Here is a 15,078-nt window from a genome sequence, read left to right on the forward strand (position 1 = left end):
GGTTTTCCGTCCGGAATTGGGCTACCTCAAAGTCTTAAAGGCCCGGCGGCGTGAAGTTCGCCAGCCGCTCTTCGAGCTTGCGGATCGTTTCGGCATCCGCATTGGCGAAGGCGAAGCGCAGGTAGTTTTCCTGGCCTTCGCCGAAATAGTCGCCCGGCAGGCAGACGACGCCGGCGAGCTTTGCGAGCTTCTCCGCGATGAACTGGGAATCGATATCCGGGAAGGGGTGGCGGACATAGGCGAAATAGGCGCCGACCGCCTGCAGCTTCCACTTCGGCAGGCGGCTCATCACCTCCCTCAGTGCGTCGGCGCGGGCGGCGATCTCGGCGCGGTTCGTCTGGCGCCAGTCGGCAAGCGCCGGAATTGCTTTGGCAACGGCGGCCTGGGCGGAGCGCGGCGCGCAGATCTGCAGGTTGTCCATGATCTTCGCCACCTGTTCGATCACGGCCGGGCCGGCGGTGATCGCGCCCAGGCGATGACCCGGGATGCAGAAGGACTTGGAGAAGCTGCAGAGGCCGATGAAGCTCTCCTGCCAGCCTTCGCCCGCAAGCAGGCCATGCGGCGCGGCAGAGGCATCAGGCAGGAAGTCGCGATAGGTCTCGTCGAGGATCAGCCAGACGCCCTTGGCGCGGCAGGCCGCGTGAATGCGGGCAAGCAGTTCCGGGGGATAGACAGCGCCGGTCGGGTTGTTGGGCGAAACCAGCGCGAGTGCGCGGATGCCGGGGCGAAGCGCTGCGGCAATTGCATCGACCTCGGGCAGGAAGCCGGCGCCGGCGTCGCAGGGCACGAGTTCGACGTTGATGCCGAGCATCGAAAGCGTCGTTTCCTGGTTGAAGTAATAGGGGTTGGTCATCAGGACCGTATCGCCCGCGCCGGCGATCGCCATCGCCGCGCAGATGAAGGCCTGGTTGCAGCCCGAGGTGACGTGGATATTGTCGGCCGTGACCGCCGCGCCGTAGAGCGCTGCCACATGGGCGGCATAGGCGTCACGCAGTACCGCTTCGCCCTCGATCGCGCCGTAGCCGGTATAGGCGGTGGAGGCGGCCGCCTCGCCGAGCCAGGCCAGCATGTTCGGATGGGCAGGGTAGCCGGGCACCGCCTGCGACAGGTCGATCAACGGGCCACGAGAGCCGTCGTAGGATTTCGCCCAGGCCAGCACCGAGGGCACGGGCGGCGGCGAGAGCTTTTCGACGAGCGGGTTGAAATGCGGCATGGCGGATGTTCCTGCGTTAGATAGTTTCAAGCGGGATGCGGGCGGAAAACCGTATACGCTTTTCCTCATCCCGCTTAGGCCTTGGCTCTACGTTTCTGTGGGCGATCGGGGCGGCGGGCACGGCTCGGCGCCGAGACCGGCTGAAAGCCGTCGGTCCCCGATTTACGATCTGCCGGCTCGGATTTCGAGGTACGGCTGCGAATAATTGTGCGTGCCGAGGTCTGGAGTTCGGGCATCGGGTCGTTTTCGAGCGCCGCGAACATCCAGTCGATGAAGATGCGCACGATCGGGGCTGCCAACACTTCGTTGCGGCAGGCGACGAAGAAGGCGTCGTTGGCAGGCACCGTCAGGTCGAAGGGCGCGATCAGTTCGCCGCGCGCGATCAGGCTGCCGGCGGTGATCGTGTCGCCGAGCGCCACGCCCTGGTTGTGCAGCGCCGCTTCGGTCGAGAGCCGCGCGTCGCTCATGAAATGCTGCCGGCCGCGCTGCAGGTCGCTGGCGTCGGCCGCAGCGAGCCAGGTGTTCCACTCGCGACCATCGTCGCCATGCAGCATCACGTGATCGCGCAGGTCCCGCACCGAACGCAGCGGCCGCATGTTGAGGAGCGTCGGGCTGACGACCGGGAACAGTTCCAGCCGGCTCCAGAGCTTGGCCCAGGCGCCCGACCAATTGCCGTCGCCATAGATCACGCAGACGTCGACATCGGGCGAATGCAGATAGGCGTCGTCATTGGAGGCGATCAGCGTCAAGCGTACGTCCGGATACTGCTCGGTGAAGAGGTGCAGCCGCGGGATCAGCCAGAAGGAAAGGAGAGCGGGGACGCAGGTTATCCGGAGTTCACCGCTCGTCGTCGGCCGCGTCATTGCCGCGGTCGCCGCGGCGATCTCGGCGAAGGCATGAGTCACCGCCGGCAGCAGCAATGCGCCCTGTGGCGTGAGCTTCAGCCGCTTGCCGCCGCGCTCGAAGAGGGCTGCCTTGACCGAGAGTTCCAGCGCGCGGATCTGATGGCTGATCGCGCCGTGGGTGACGTTCAGTTCGCGTGCAGCCGCCGACACGGAGCCCCGCCGCGCCGTCGCTTCGAAGGCGCGCAAGGGGTTGAGCGGTGGCAGGCGGCTGGACAAGGCGGCGGGTTCCGGCGAGGTTTGGTTGTGTGAGTTTTTCTCACACGAAACGCTATAACAATGTCAATTGATTTTCCAGAGGAATTGCCGCCTAATATTCATCAACGAAGGCGAAAAAGCCTGGGGAACATGATCGCGCCGGACGAACCGGCTTCATCCGCAGTGAGATATCTGTGGCGCTTTTCAGCGCATGCCCGGGCTATGGATGACGGAGGACTGCACCAATGGCTTGGGACGAGAACAAGCTTGCCGAACTGAAGGCGAAATACGGCGAGAGCCATGGCGGCGAACTGTTCGATCCGACCTTCCGCAAGGTTGCCGACAAGATCTTCAACAAGAGCGGCACGCGCCTTGCGCCCTATTCCGGCATCCCGACCTTCCTGACCGCGCCGCACATGCCTGTTGATGCGGATAACCCGGATTTCGGCAATCTGCAGGTGGCGATCGTCGGCATCCCCATGGATCTCGGCGTCACCAACCGGCCGGGCTCGCGTTTCGGACCGCGGGCGCTGCGTGCCATCGAACGTATCGGCCCCTACAACCACGTGCTCGGCTGCACGCCGGTGCAGGAACTCCGCGTCGCGGATATCGGCGACGTGCCGTTCCAGAGCCGCTACCGGCTGGAGCTCAGCCATGATGATATCGAGAAGCGCATCAACCAGATCGTCGATGCCGGCGTGCTGCCGCTCTCGGTCGGCGGTGACCACTCGATCACGCATCCGATCCTGAAGGCGGTCGGCAAGAAGCGTCCGGTCGGCATGATCCACATCGATGCGCACTGCGATACCGGCGGCGCTTACGACCTGACCAAGTTCCACCACGGTGGCCCGTTCCGCAATGCCGTGCTCGACGGCGTTCTCGACCCGACCCGCGTGGTGCAGATCGGCATTCGCGGCTCTGCCGAATATCTCTGGGAGTTCTCCTACGAGTCCGGCATGACCGTCATCCACGCCGAAGAAGTGACCGGCCTCGGCATTCCCGCGATCATCGAAAAGGCGAAGAAGATCGTCGGCGACGGCCCGACCTATCTCTCCTTCGATATCGACAGCCTCGATCCGTCCTTCGCGCCGGGCACCGGCACGCCGGAAGTGGGCGGCCTTACGACCCGCGAAGTGCTGGAACTGATCCGTGGCCTCAAGGGCATCAACCTCGTCGGCGGCGACGTCGTCGAAGTGGCGCCGCAGTATGACTCGACCACCAACACGGCCCATGCCGGCGCCCAGGTGCTCTTCGAAATCCTGAGCCTCATGGTCTTCAGCCCGGCGATCACGGGCAGGTCTGCCTGAGGCTTGGCAAAAGGTTCGTCGGCTGCCGGACCGGAAACGGCGGCCGACCACCAGACATCACAATCACAAAGCTTCCGGGTAGGGGAATAACCATGACGATCCAAACAAAACTGAAGACAGCATTGGCCGCCGCCCTGATGCTGGGGGCTGCTGCCGGCATCGCCAAGGCCGATGCGCTCGCCGACATCAAGTCCGCCGGCCAGATCAATGTCGGCATCTTCTCCGACTTCCCGCCCTTCTCCTCGGCCAGCGCCGACATGAGCATCAAGGGCTACGACGTCGACGTGGCCCAGCGGATCGCCGACGATCTCGGCGTCAAGCTGAACCTCGTCAGCGTCACCGGCCAGAACCGCATTCCCTATCTCAACGACAAGCGCGTCGACATTCTGATGAGCGTCGGCTTTTCCAAGGAGCGCGCCGAGGTGATCGACTTCGCCGCCGCTTACGCGCCTTATTACATCGCCGTCATCGGTCCGGCGGAACTCAAGGTCGCCGGCAAGGAAGACCTCGCGGAGAAGACCATTGCGGTCAACCGCGGCACGCTGGAGGATACCTCGCTCACCGAGGCGGCGCCCACCAATGCCGACATCCAGCGTTTCGACAACTACAATGCGGTGATCCAGGCCTTCATCTCCGGCCAGACCCAGCTGATGGTCGTCGGCAACGACGTCGGCGCCCAGGTGCTGGCCCGCCAGGAAGCCCTGAAGCCGGAGCAGAAGTTCCAGCTCCTGACCTCGCCGTCACATATCGGCCTCAACAAGAATGAAGAGGGCTTGAAGAAGGCGGTCAATGACGTCGTCGCCAAGATGCTGGCCGACGGCAAGCTGAATGCGAGCTCCGAGGCCTGGCTGAAGACGCCGCTCAACCCCGAGAACCTCAAGGACTAAGAGAGCTTGATGGGGGCGGGGAGCAACGCTCTCCGCTTCTCTCTTGAGGAAGGTTGCGATGATGGGTTACGGCCTCAGCTTCGGTTGGCTCAAGGACGCCGCGGGTGCGATCGCCCATGGTGCGGCCATGACCATGTTCCTGATCGCCTGCACGACGGTGCTCGGCATCCTGATCAGCATTCTCTTTGCCGCCGGCCGCCGCAGCCGCTACGGCGTCTTGCGCCAAGCGGTGGCGGTTTATGTCGAAGTCATCCGCAACACGCCGTTCCTGGTGCAATTGTTCTTCATCTTTTTCGGCCTACCGAGCCTCGGCATCCGGCTCGATCCGATCGTCGCGGCGATCCTGGCGATGACGCTCAACATGGCCGCCTACACGACGGAGATCGTCGGCGCCGGGCTCGACGCGGTGCCGAAGGGGCAGAGCGAGGCGGCCTACGCGCTCGGGCTCAAACCGCGCCAGGTCTTCGTCAAGATCATCCTGCCGCAGGCGCTGAAGGTGATCTTTCCGGCGCTCACCAGCCAGGTCATCATCATGATGCTGGAATCGGCCGTTGTCTCGCAGATCGCGGTGCGGGAGCTTGCGCATGAGGCGGATCTTCTGCAGGCGCGCACCTTCCGGTCCTTCGAGACCTATTTCGTTGTCACGCTGATCTATCTTGGCCTGTCGATGGCGATGCGACGGCTCTTCGTTGCCGGTGGTCGGCAGGTGCTCGGAGCCGGCGTGTCATGATCGAATTCACCTTCTGGGACATCCTGCGCAACCTGATCTTCGCCACACGCTGGACGGTGCTTTTGTCGATCGTCGCCTTCGTGGGCGGGGCCGCGGTGGGACTCGCCATCCTGGCGGCCCGCATCGCCGAACGCCCGTGGCTGCGCCGATTCGGTTCCGGCTACATCGCGCTCTTCCAGGGCACGCCGCTTTTGATGCAGCTCTTCCTGATGTTCTTCGGTCTGCCGATGCTCGGCTTCCGCATCGAACCCTGGACGGCGGCGGCACTCGGGCTCACCTTCTATGCCAGTGCCTATCTCGCCGAGATCTGGCGCGGCGGGGTGGAGGCACTGCCGCGCGGCCAATGGGATGCCGGCGCGAGCCTCGGTCTGCACCGGTTTCAGGAACTGCGCCTCGTCATCCTGCCGCAGGCCTTCGCCATCACCCGGCCAGCGGCGGTCGGGTTCCTCGTGCAGTTGATCAAGAGCACGGCGCTCACCTCGATCATCGGCTTCGAGGAGCTTCTCAGAACCGCCAATGCGATCAATAATGCGACCTTCGAACCTTTCACGGTCTATGGGCTGGTCGCGGTCATCTTCTTCGTGCTGTGTTATCCGCTGACGCAATATGCACGGATGCTGGAGCGCAAAACACCCGCGCACTGAGACTGAAAATATGCAAGAAATCAAACAGAACAGGGAACAAGGCGGATCACCGCCGGAACAAAGGAGACTGATGATGATCACCACTTCCATCAAGCGGCGGACGCTGCTCGGCGCCGGTCTTGCCGGCGCCTCCATGCTGGCGATGCCGTCGATCCTCAGGGCGCAGGACAAGTCGCTGAAGGTCGGCGTCTATGGCGGCTACTTCAAGGATTCCTTCGACAAGAACATCTTCCCGGAATTCACCAAGGCGACCGGTATCGCGATCGAATCGATCGCCGAGCCGACCGGTGAAGCCTGGCTCGTCCAGCTCGAACAGGCCGCTCGCGCCGGCCAGGCACCGGCCGATGTCTCGATGATGTCGCAGGTGGCGATGCTGAAAGGCCAGGCGACGGACCTCTGGACGCCGATCGACACCGCCAAGATCAAGAACGCCTCGAACCTGCTCGATCGTTTCGTCAACAAATATCCTGACGGACGCATCGCCGGCATTGGAGCGGTCTCCTGGTACATCACCCTGGTGACCAACACCGACGTCTACAAGGAAGCGCCGACCTCTTGGTCCGCCTTCTGGGATCCGGCAAACGCCGACAAGCTCGGCCTGCTGGCGCTCGTCTCCAACTCGTTCCTGCTCGAAGTGACGGCCAAGACCTTCATGGGCGGCACCAACGCGCTCGATACGGAAGAGGGTCTGTTGAAGGCGTTCGAGAAGCTCGCCGAAGTCAAGCCGAACGTCCGGCTCTGGTACCGCGACGAAGCGCAGTTCGAGCAGTCGCTGAAGTCGGGCGAAATCCCGATGGGCCAGTATTATCATGACGTGACCGGCCTTGCCGCCGCCGACGGCCAGCCGGTGCGCTCGACCTTCCCGAAGGAAGGCGGCATCCAGGATTCCGGTTGCTGGGCGCTGTCGCGCGCCTCGCAGAAGTCGGAAGAGGCCCATATCTTCATCGACTACATGTGCCAGCCCTCGATCCAGGCGACGCTGTCGCGTAAGGTCGGAACGTCGCCGACCGTCAAGCGCGAGGTTACGGATCTGACCGACAAGGAATTCGCATCCGTTTCGTCCGACATCGAGCCGATCATTCCGCGCTACGATCTCTACCAGACGAAATCGGATTGGCTGAACCAGAAGTGGACCGAGCTGATCGTCGGCTGAGCTTGACCGACGCCCTTCCTTGATCTTCAGGGAAGAACTGAACCCAACGACGGGGAGCGGCTGCCGGCCGCTTCCCGCCTGAACCCCTCCCATGAGCAGGAGGGGACCATCCTCGCGGAGAAACAATGTCCGGACTTGCCCTTCAAAACGTCGTCAAGGAATTCGGAGCCTTCAGGGCCGTCAACAATGTCGACCTGACCGTGCCGCACGGCACCTTCGTCTGCATGCTCGGACCTTCCGGCTGCGGCAAGACCACGCTGCTCCGGATGATCGCCGGCCTCGACCTGCCGACGGACGGCGCGATCCGGCTCGACGGCGAGGACATCACCCGCGTCCCGACGCACAAGCGCAATCTCGGCATGGTGTTCCAGTCGCTAGCGCTGTTTCCGCATCTGACCGTCGGCGAGAACATCGCCTATCCCTTGCGCATCCGCGGGAAAGCCAAGGAAGAACAGAAGAAGCGCGTCGACGAACTTCTGGCGATGATCCATCTCTCCGGCTACGCCGATCGTCCCGTCGCCAAGCTCTCGGGCGGCCAGCGTCAGCGCGTGGCGATCGCACGCGCCTTGTCGATCTCGCCGAAACTCTTCCTGCTCGACGAGCCGCTCTCGGCGCTCGATGCGAAGCTGCGTGAGGCGATGCAGGTGGAACTGCGCCAGCTTCAGCAGAAGCTCGGCATCACCACCATCGTCGTCACCCACGACCAGCGCGAAGCGATGACCATGGCCGACACCGTCGTCGTCATGAACGGCGGCGAGATCCGCCAAGCGGCGTCGCCGATCGAGATCTATCGCCGACCGGCCGACAGTTTCGTCGCCGACTTCATCGGCCAGACGAACCTCCTCGATGTCCAGGCCGACAGCGCTGGCGGCGCCGCGGTGCTCGGCCACGTGGTGCCCGGCCTCGTCCTGCCGGCAGGGGCCAGCAAGGGCACGCTTTCGGTGCGCCCGGAAGACGTGCATCTGACCGCGCCCGGCGCCGGTGCGCTCACCGGCAAGGTCACGTTCGTGCGCGATCTCGGCGGCACGATCGAGACCTTCGTCGACATTGCCGGCCGCCAGATCGTCGCCGTCTCCACGCCGCGCGAGCGGCCGGAAGTCACCGTCGGCCAGGAAGTCGGCATCGCGCTCACCCCCGACGTCTGCGTGGTGCTGAAGAAATGAGACGCGAACCACCCCAGACTCCCGGCGATTACGCGCCGCTTCTCTTTCCGGCGGCGATGCTCACCATCTTCTTCGTCGTGCCCTTCGGCACGATGATCGCCGTCAGTTTCTTCCAGCGCCAGCAGGGCGGCTTCTATACGCCGGCCTTCGTCTTCGACAACTATGCCCGCTTCCTCTCGGCCTTTTTCGGCGGGGTGCTCGGCTTCTCGCTGATGCTTGCGATCACGGTCGCGATCTGCTGCGTCGTGCTCGCCTTGCCCTTCACCTATATGCTGACGCGCATGTCGCGGAAGGTGCAGGTGGTCTGGCTGGTGGCGCTGCTGTCGATCCTGTCGCTCTCGGAAGTCATTATCGGCTTTGCCTGGTCGACGCTGTTCTCGCGCACCGCCGGGATCACCAACATCCTCGTCGCCCTCGGCATCATGGCCGAAGCCAAGGCCCTGACGCCGAGTTTTGGGGCGGTTTTGACCGGCATGGTCTATCAGGCCTTCCCCTATACGGTGCTGGTGCTCTTCCCGGCGCTTGTCCGTCTCGATCCGACGTTGACGGAAGCGGCCCGCACGCTCGGTGCCTCGCCGCTGAAGGCGTTTTTCACCGTGGTCGTGCCGGCGCTTCGCAACACCATCACCGCCACCTTGATCATGGTCTTCATCTTCGCGCTCGGCTCCTATCTGTTGCCGCAGCTTCTCGGCCGGCCGCAGCACTGGACGCTGTCGGTGCTGATTACCGACCAGGCGATCTACCAGTCGAACATGCCGTTCGCTGCCGCCATGGCCGTGTTCCTGGTGCTCGTCACGCTCGGCCTCGTAGCGCTCACCGTGATTGCCGGACGCAAGGGAGAAGCGGCATGACCTCGATCTTCCGCAGGGCCTATTTCTTCGCGATCGGCCTGTTCCTGTCATTGCCGCTGATCGTGGTTGCCGGCGTCTCGGTCAATCAGAAACAGACGCTCGCCTTTCCGCCGCAGGGCTTTTCGCTCTCCTGGTATGGCGAGATCTTCCTCAATCCGGAATGGCGCAACGCGCTCTTCGCATCGGTGACGCTGGCGGTGCTTTCGGCAGCACTTGCGGTGGCGATCGCGCTGCCGCTCTCCTGGTTCCTGTGGCGACGTATCGCGCCCTGGGCGAATATCTTCCAGCTTCTCGGCGTCGCGCCCTTCACGCTGCCGCCGGTCATCACCGCGCTCGGCATGCTCACCTTCTGGGCGACGGTCGGTTCCTACGGTCAGCCTTGGACGGCGGTGGTCAGCCACGCGATCTTTTTCGTCACACTGCCGCTGGTGACGCTGTCGCTGGGCTTCACCTCGATCGACCGTTCCCTCGTCGAGGCAGCCTCGACCATGGGGGCCGACGAGCGCACCATCTTCCGCACCGTCGTGCTGCCGCTGATCCTGCCTTACATCGTTTCCGGTTATGCCTTCGCCTTCGTGCTGTCGCTCAACGAATACATCGTTGCCTACATGACCGTCGGCTTCACCGTGGAGACGCTGCCGATCAAGATCTTCAATGCGCTTCGCTACGGCTACACGCCGACCATGGCGTCTGTGACGGTTCTCTTCGTCACGACAGCCGCGGTGATCTTCGGCCTTGTCGCCCGCTTCGGCGACCTGCCAAAGCTGCTTGGCGCCATGTCAACGGACGGAAAATGATGAAGCTCGCCGCCCTTCAGATGCAATCGGCGCCGGGAGACGTCGCCGCCAATCTCGATCGTATCGCGGGCGCCGCGGCGGAAGCCGCGACACGAGGGGCGACGCTGTTGCTGACGCCCGAACTCGGCATCACTGGCTACGGCGCCGGAGAGGCACTGGCGACGATCGCCGAAGCGCCGGACGGTGCGATCGTAACGCGTCTCGAGGCGATCTCGTCTGAGACCGGCATCGCCCTTATCGCCGGCTTTGCCGAACGCGACGGGAGCGATGTCTATAACAGTGCCGTCTATGTCGATGGCGACGCGGCGCCGGTCGTCTACCGCAAGTCTCACCTCTACGGCGACTACGAGCGCTCGATCTTCAAGGCGTCCGCACCCGAGACCAGGCTGTTCGTGCATCGCGGCGTCACCTGCGGCATGCTGATCTGCTACGACGTCGAGTTTCCGGAGAACGTCCGGCGGCTGGCGCTGGCCGGTGCCGAGGCCGTGCTGGTGCCGACGGCGCTGCCGGCGGGCTGGTCCGGTTCCTTCATCGCCGAGCACATGATCCAGACGCGGGCCTTCGAGAACCAGGTTTTCGTCGCCTACATCAACCATCACGGCTCGGATCCGCTGTTCTCCTTCGCCGGGCTGTCGCGCATCGCCGCTCCCGACGGTCAGCTTCTCGCCAAGGCCGATGCCGGTCACGAGACCTTGCTGATCGTGGATATCGATCCCCAAGCCTATGCGATCTCTCGCCTCGAAAACACCTATCTCGGCGATCTGGACCGGCGCTGAAACTGCGCCGGTTGGCCGTGCGGGCTTGGCTGCGGCCGCTTCGAGATCGATGTAGGTTCAGGAACAAAGTGCCGGGCGATTGTTCACTTGGCGGGAACGTTCCGTTCTTTATTGATCCACTGTCGGAAACGATACGGCATCCCATATTGTGCTCAACAGTAATGCCACGCATTGGAGGCAATCATGAGCTTGCAACTGACCGGGATCCATCACCTGACGGCGATCACCGCCAACGCCCCGGAGAACCTGCGTTTCTACACCGAGACGCTCGGCCTGCGGCTGGTCAAGAAGACCGTCAACCAGGACGATACCACCGCCTACCATCTGTTCTATGCCGACGGGCGCGCAACGCCCGGAACGGACCTGACCTTCTTCGACTGGCCGGTTGGGCCGGAGGGGCGCGGCACGCACAGCATCTCGCGCACGGGCGTGAGGGTCGGCAGCGCCGAGAGCGTGCGCTGGTGGAAGCGTCGCTTCGACGACCTCAAGGTCACGGCCGGTGAGATCACGGAGATCGATGGACGTGTCTCGCTCGACTTCGAAGACGGCGAAGGCCAGCGCTTCCGGCTGATCGACGACGGTGGGCTTGAGCCCTCGCATCCGTGGGAGAAAAGCCCGGTTCCAGCCGAGCACCAGATCAAGGGCCTCGGGCCGATCACCATCAGCGTGCCCGACATCACCAACACGCAGTTGGTCCTGACCCATGTGATGAACATGAGTGAGGCCCGCACCTATCCGTCACCGGATGGTCAAGGCCAGGTCCATGTCTTCACCATGGGCGAGGGCGGTCCCGCGGCCGAACTGCACGTTGCGGTCCAGCCGGGCCTGCCGATTGCCCGGCAGGGCGCCGGTGCCGTGCACCATGTCGCCTTCCGGGCGCCCGACAACGCGGCCCTCACGGAATGGACGGAGCGGCTCAACGGTTTCCGCCTGCCGTCGAGCGGCGAAGTCGAACGTTACTACTTCCGCTCGCTCTATTTCCGCGAGCCGAATGGCGTTCTCTTCGAGATCGCGACCGACGGGCCCGGTTTCGCGGTTGACGAACCGATGGAAACGCTGGGTGAAAGCCTGTCGCTGCCGCCGTTCCTGGAGCCGAAGCGGGCCGAGATCGAAGCGCGCTTGAAGCCACTGGTCTAACAATTGGGCTCGAGCGACAAGCCGGGGATTCTTCCCCGGCTTACTTGTGTCTATCCCTCTGATCCTGTTGGACATCGTCTTCGAGCGGACCCATCATGGCGGCTGCTGCGTTATGCGTCTGAGCACGAGGAGGAAGAGTGGGTCCGGATTTCCGCCCGCATCCCGCCCTCACGTATCGAGGCGCACCCGCAAGGACCCCGCAGAGTAGGAAGGATCAAATCTCATGACGAAAATCCTCGGCATATCCGGGAGCCTGCGCAAGGCCTCGTTCAACACTGGCCTCATGCGGTCGGCTGCGGAGAACGTGCCGGATGGCGTCGATTTCGACACCGCGACCCTGCACGGGATTCCGCTCTATGACGCCGATATCGAGACGGAAAGCGGTATTCCCGACGCCGTGACGGTGCTCAAGCAAAAGGTGATGGCCGCCGATGGTGTCATCCTGTTCACGCCGGAATACAACAACTCTATCCCCGGCGTGTTCAAGAACGCGATCGATTGGCTGAGTCGCCCGTCTACCGATATCGCCAAGGTGTTTCGCGGCCGTCCCTTCGCGCTCGCCGGCGCGTCGCCTGGCAATTTCGGCACCATCCTCAGCCAGAACGCCTGGCTGCCGGTCATGCGCACGCTCGGTGCCGAACTCTGGTCGGGCAAGCGGCTGATGTTGCCGAGGGCGGAGACGCTTTTCGATGCGAACGGGACCCTGACAGATGAGGGCGCGCGCGATCGGCTCACCGCCTTCGTCAAGGCGTTCGCCGACTTTGCGGGTGCGGGGAAAGGAGCCTGAGGCGAAGCCCCCTCAGGGCCCCTTGTCCTCCAGCCATTGCTGGATGGCCGCAATATCCGGAGCGCCGATTTCGTGCCCCATGTCGAGTTCGGCCGCCGTCAGGTCCGCGCCCGTGCGTGACAGCTCCGCCTTCAGCCGGGGCGCGAATTCTCCATAGCTGTCGTGCTTGCCCGTGAGCAACAGCACCTTCGTCCCAGTAAGATCCGGCGGCGGCACGTCGTCGATGACGAGCATCGAGCGCATCAGCACGACGTTGCGGATGAGGCCGGGATGTAACAGCATCAGTGCCACCAGCAGGTTGGCGCCGTTGGAATAGCCGATGAAGACGGTCTTCTCGAGATCGATCCGGTAGCCGTCCGCAGCCCCTTCGACGAAGGCGGCGAAGGCGTCGGCCTCCGCGCGCACGTCCTTCTGGTCGAAGGTCGTCGGCGAATAGCGCCGGAACCAGCGCGGCATGCCTTCTTCGTTCGCCCGGCCGCGAATGCCGACCAGCGTCGCTTGCCTGTCGACCTGGTGGGCGAGGTGGAGAAGCTGTGTCTCGTTGGCGCCGCTGCCGTGAAGCAGCATGAAGGTGCGGTCATCCAGCACGTCAGGATGATAGAAGCGGTGCACGAAGGGCAGGTCGCGCTCCGTTAGCCGCGGTTCTCCCGGCAGCGCGAATTGCGGCATGGCGAGCAGCATCTCTTCCCTCGCGGCGCCGAAATGCGCGGGGACGAAAAGCTCGGTGCCGAGCGTTTCCTTGGGTTCGTCGACGGTGAAGCCGGGCACGTCGCTTGCCAGTTCGTAGAGCGAGCCGCCCGGCTCGCGCACATAGAGCGAATAGAAGTATTTGCGGTCATGCGCATTGATGGCCCCGGCACCATCGCGCTGCAGCTCGTCGCGCACCCGTTCCACCGCTGCCCGATCGGGAGCGCGGAAGGCGATGTGATCGATCGTTCCGGTGCCGGGCGCCGACGTCCAGAAGCCGGTCGCGTCGCGTACGTCGATGACGTCGCCGGAGGCGGAGGTGAGGCGACGGATCGTGTCGCTGGAGGCGGTCTCGCTGTAACCGAAATGCGTTTTCAGGAAGCGAACGGACTCTTCCGGTCTTTCTGTGAGGATCGTGGCGCCGCGCAGGCGTCGGATCGCATCTTCCTCCGGGATGTCGCGCGTGTTCCGGGGGGCGGTGGCCGAAACCGCCTCGGTGCCGACGAGCTTGACGATGACACCGTCCGGATCCTTGAGCCGCAGTACCGGTTCGCCGAACTCCTGCGACGGCCCCGAGGTGGCGATGTTGAATTGCAGCGCCCGGGTTAGCCAGAAGCCGATGCTCTCCGGCCGGATCGCGAAGGCGATTTCGCTTGGCTGGCTGTGACCGACCCGGCCACGGCCGCCATCCTCCCACATCAGGAACGTGACGAGCGATCCGGGTGAGCCCTCGGCATCGCCATAGAAGAGGTGCAACTGGTTGGCATCCTCGTAGCCGCCGGTCCGCTTGACGAGCCGCAAGCCCAGGAAGCCGACATAGAAATCGACGTTTGCCTGAACCTTCCGGGCGATCAGAGTGATGTGGTGGATGCCGCTCGTCATTGTCGGTCCCTCGTTGGTATGCGCTCACAAAACACGAGACGGAGCGCCGGCGCCAGAAGCGCTGCGGAGAACGCTGTGTTTACGCGCGAGGATCAGTCGCGGTCCTTTTCCAGGAATGCCTTGAAGGCATCCGCGTGGTCCGGATGCCAGCGCGACAGCGGCGGCCGGTTCTCGACGATATCGCCGGCGGCCCACAGGATACGGCGCTCGTCGGTGGGGCGGGGGACGTCGTTGTCGGGGCAGAGAATGTAGAAGTCGCCGCGCGCCAGGCTTTCCATCATGAAGTCGACGGTCTGCTCCGGCGTCCAGGCGCCGGCCGGCTTTTCGCTGCGGCCCTGGGCCGTCAGCCCGGTATAGACGAAGCCGGGGATCAGGAGATGGGCGTGGACCTGGCTTCCGGCGGTGTTGCGCAACTCATGCTCGAGCGCCTCGGTGAAGACCTTCACGCCCGCCTTCGAGACATTGTAGGCCGGGTCGCCCGGCGGCGTGGTGATGCCTTGCTTCGAGCCGGTGTTGATGATGACGGCCGGTTTGCCGTGCGCGATCATGCCCGCTGCGAAAACGCGAGAACCGTTGATGACGCCCCAAAGGTTGACGCTAAGCGTCGCTTCCCAGGCAGCCAATGGACCGAGGATCGCGCTGCCGGGCTGGATGCCGGCATTGTTCATCAGCACATGCACCTCGCCGAACCGCTGACGCACGCCGCGTTCGAGTGCTTCCAGGTCTTCGAGCCGCGACACGTCGGTCGGCATTGCCACGATGTGTTGCACTCGATCGGGGGAGGCGGCAGCGACTTCGGCCGCCGCCTTGTCGAGCTTATCGCCGGCGAGATCGGCGAGCACGACGCGCATGCCGAGCGAGGCGAAGTGACGAGCGGCGGCCAGACCGATGCCGGAGGCGGCGCCGGTGATGACGGCAAGATTGTTGGGGGCGAAGGCAGGATGCGACATGACGGAACTCCTGT

General features: G+C 64.0%; 15 protein-coding genes. 11 read left to right on the forward strand and 4 right to left on the reverse strand.

The window, feature by feature from the left end; all coding sequences use genetic code 11:
* Positions 1 to 34 precede the first annotated feature (34 nt).
* Together AC0C6X_RS18235 and AC0C6X_RS18240 are read right to left on the reverse strand one after the other, a co-directional pair.
* A complete protein-coding gene (locus tag AC0C6X_RS18235; protein ID WP_472954488.1) occupies positions 35 to 1,213 on the reverse strand; it encodes an aminotransferase in 1,179 nt (392 codons plus the stop codon).
* A 74-nt stretch (positions 1,214 to 1,287) separates the two neighbouring features.
* The gene (locus AC0C6X_RS18240; RefSeq protein ID WP_173517632.1) at positions 1,288 to 2,334 is read right to left on the reverse strand and encodes a LysR substrate-binding domain-containing protein; all 1,047 of its coding nucleotides are present in this window, start codon (positions 2,332 to 2,334) and stop codon (positions 1,288 to 1,290) included.
* Positions 2,335 to 2,558: 224 nt separating this feature from the next.
* Between AC0C6X_RS18240 and speB the strand changes: the two genes are divergently transcribed.
* The 11 genes from speB (at position 2,559) to AC0C6X_RS18295 (ending at position 12,545) form a co-directional block, all read left to right on the forward strand.
* Complete coding sequence (gene speB, locus AC0C6X_RS18245; protein WP_472954490.1) at positions 2,559 to 3,620, forward strand: agmatinase; 1,062 nt, start codon at positions 2,559 to 2,561, stop codon at positions 3,618 to 3,620.
* A 92-nt stretch (positions 3,621 to 3,712) separates the two neighbouring features.
* Positions 3,713 to 4,507 (forward strand): transporter substrate-binding domain-containing protein, encoded by a 795-nt coding sequence (locus AC0C6X_RS18250; RefSeq protein ID WP_173517630.1) that lies wholly within the window; start codon positions 3,713 to 3,715, stop codon positions 4,505 to 4,507.
* Positions 4,508 to 4,568: 61 nt separating this feature from the next.
* Positions 4,569 to 5,237, forward strand: a complete 669-nt coding sequence (locus AC0C6X_RS18255) for an amino acid ABC transporter permease (RefSeq protein ID WP_247958720.1) — start codon at positions 4,569 to 4,571, stop codon at positions 5,235 to 5,237.
* Positions 5,234 to 5,881 (forward strand): amino acid ABC transporter permease, encoded by a 648-nt coding sequence (locus AC0C6X_RS18260; RefSeq protein ID WP_472954492.1) that lies wholly within the window; start codon positions 5,234 to 5,236, stop codon positions 5,879 to 5,881. The genes AC0C6X_RS18255 and AC0C6X_RS18260 overlap by 4 nt, the downstream gene beginning before the upstream one ends.
* Positions 5,882 to 5,954: 73 nt before the next feature.
* Complete coding sequence (locus AC0C6X_RS18265; protein ID WP_472954494.1) at positions 5,955 to 7,034, forward strand: ABC transporter substrate-binding protein; 1,080 nt, start codon at positions 5,955 to 5,957, stop codon at positions 7,032 to 7,034.
* A gap of 125 nt (positions 7,035 to 7,159) precedes the next feature.
* Positions 7,160 to 8,197, forward strand: coding sequence for an ABC transporter ATP-binding protein (locus tag AC0C6X_RS18270; protein WP_173517626.1), 1,038 nt, complete (start codon positions 7,160 to 7,162; stop codon positions 8,195 to 8,197).
* Positions 8,194 to 9,048, forward strand: coding sequence for an ABC transporter permease (locus tag AC0C6X_RS18275; protein WP_173517625.1), 855 nt, complete (start codon positions 8,194 to 8,196; stop codon positions 9,046 to 9,048). Before AC0C6X_RS18270 ends, AC0C6X_RS18275 begins: the two co-directional genes overlap by 4 nt.
* Entirely contained in the window at positions 9,045 to 9,845 is an 801-nt protein-coding gene (locus AC0C6X_RS18280; protein WP_173517624.1) for an ABC transporter permease, read from the forward strand. The genes AC0C6X_RS18275 and AC0C6X_RS18280 overlap by 4 nt, the downstream gene beginning before the upstream one ends.
* The gene (locus AC0C6X_RS18285) at positions 9,842 to 10,621 is read left to right on the forward strand and encodes a carbon-nitrogen hydrolase family protein (RefSeq protein WP_247958673.1); all 780 of its coding nucleotides are present in this window, start codon (positions 9,842 to 9,844) and stop codon (positions 10,619 to 10,621) included. The genes AC0C6X_RS18280 and AC0C6X_RS18285 overlap by 4 nt, the downstream gene beginning before the upstream one ends.
* Positions 10,622 to 10,804: 183 nt before the next feature.
* Entirely contained in the window at positions 10,805 to 11,758 is a 954-nt protein-coding gene (locus AC0C6X_RS18290; RefSeq protein WP_472954498.1) for a ring-cleaving dioxygenase, read from the forward strand.
* A gap of 223 nt (positions 11,759 to 11,981) precedes the next feature.
* Complete coding sequence (locus tag AC0C6X_RS18295; protein ID WP_472954499.1) at positions 11,982 to 12,545, forward strand: NADPH-dependent FMN reductase; 564 nt, start codon at positions 11,982 to 11,984, stop codon at positions 12,543 to 12,545.
* Between the two features lie 12 nt (positions 12,546 to 12,557).
* On the opposite strand, the gene AC0C6X_RS18300 is transcribed toward AC0C6X_RS18295, so the two are convergent.
* The gene (locus tag AC0C6X_RS18300) at positions 12,558 to 14,114 is read right to left on the reverse strand and encodes a VOC family protein (RefSeq protein WP_247958671.1); all 1,557 of its coding nucleotides are present in this window, start codon (positions 14,112 to 14,114) and stop codon (positions 12,558 to 12,560) included.
* A 92-nt stretch (positions 14,115 to 14,206) separates the two neighbouring features.
* On the reverse strand, positions 14,207 to 15,064 hold the full coding sequence (locus tag AC0C6X_RS18305; protein ID WP_173517619.1) for an SDR family NAD(P)-dependent oxidoreductase: 858 nt from the start codon (positions 15,062 to 15,064) through the stop codon (positions 14,207 to 14,209).
* Between the last annotated feature and the right edge of the window lie 14 nt (positions 15,065 to 15,078).

It is taken from the genome of Ensifer sp. VA4 (assembly GCF_055710065.1).

Bases quoted from the DNA above. Each gene is read 5' to 3' on its own strand.
- AC0C6X_RS18235 (WP_472954488.1), bottom strand. From the start codon at position 1,213: ATGCCGCATTTCAACCCGCTCGTCGAAAAGCTCTCGCCGCCGCCCGTG.
- speB (WP_472954490.1), top strand. From the start codon at position 2,559: ATGGCTTGGGACGAGAACAAGCTTGCCGAACTGAAGGCGAAATACGGC.
- AC0C6X_RS18250 (WP_173517630.1), top strand. From the start codon at position 3,713: ATGACGATCCAAACAAAACTGAAGACAGCATTGGCCGCCGCCCTGATG.
- AC0C6X_RS18255 (WP_247958720.1), top strand. From the start codon at position 4,569: ATGGGTTACGGCCTCAGCTTCGGTTGGCTCAAGGACGCCGCGGGTGCG.
- AC0C6X_RS18260 (WP_472954492.1), top strand. From the start codon at position 5,234: ATGATCGAATTCACCTTCTGGGACATCCTGCGCAACCTGATCTTCGCC.
- AC0C6X_RS18265 (WP_472954494.1), top strand. From the start codon at position 5,955: ATGATCACCACTTCCATCAAGCGGCGGACGCTGCTCGGCGCCGGTCTT.
- AC0C6X_RS18270 (WP_173517626.1), top strand. From the start codon at position 7,160: ATGTCCGGACTTGCCCTTCAAAACGTCGTCAAGGAATTCGGAGCCTTC.
- AC0C6X_RS18275 (WP_173517625.1), top strand. From the start codon at position 8,194: ATGAGACGCGAACCACCCCAGACTCCCGGCGATTACGCGCCGCTTCTC.
- AC0C6X_RS18280 (WP_173517624.1), top strand. From the start codon at position 9,045: ATGACCTCGATCTTCCGCAGGGCCTATTTCTTCGCGATCGGCCTGTTC.
- AC0C6X_RS18285 (WP_247958673.1), top strand. From the start codon at position 9,842: ATGATGAAGCTCGCCGCCCTTCAGATGCAATCGGCGCCGGGAGACGTC.
- AC0C6X_RS18290 (WP_472954498.1), top strand. From the start codon at position 10,805: ATGAGCTTGCAACTGACCGGGATCCATCACCTGACGGCGATCACCGCC.
- AC0C6X_RS18295 (WP_472954499.1), top strand. From the start codon at position 11,982: ATGACGAAAATCCTCGGCATATCCGGGAGCCTGCGCAAGGCCTCGTTC.
- AC0C6X_RS18300 (WP_247958671.1), bottom strand. From the start codon at position 14,114: ATGACGAGCGGCATCCACCACATCACTCTGATCGCCCGGAAGGTTCAG.
- AC0C6X_RS18305 (WP_173517619.1), bottom strand. From the start codon at position 15,064: ATGTCGCATCCTGCCTTCGCCCCCAACAATCTTGCCGTCATCACCGGC.